Annotated in this window: 1 protein-coding gene; it reads left to right on the forward strand. The window is 53.7% G+C overall.

Going from position 1 to position 255, the window contains the following annotated elements:
- Window positions 1-255 (forward strand): fibronectin type III domain-containing protein (locus tag KDM89_RS22265; RefSeq protein WP_212689902.1); only part of this gene is annotated, 255 nt, incomplete at both ends.

A 255-nucleotide genomic window follows, 5' to 3' on the forward strand; every position in this document is an offset into this window, starting at 1 on the left:
TTACCGCACCGGCTTCGAATGGTGGTGCAGCAATTACGACTTATACAGCGACCTCCAGTCCGGGCGGATTTACCGGTTCATGTACCGGTCCATCGGCTTGTACGATTACGGTTAACAGTCTGACCAATGGCACGGCATACACCTTTACAGTGACCGCCACGAACAGTGCCGGTACAGGCAGTGCATCGTCCGCATCGACAGCGGTGACACCGAAAGCTGCTCAGACTATTACCTTTAATAATCCGGGCAGTCAGA

It is taken from the genome of Cognatundibacterium luofuense (assembly GCF_018139685.1).
Lineage (GTDB): Bacteria > Pseudomonadota > Gammaproteobacteria > Burkholderiales > Burkholderiaceae_D > Undibacterium > Undibacterium luofuense.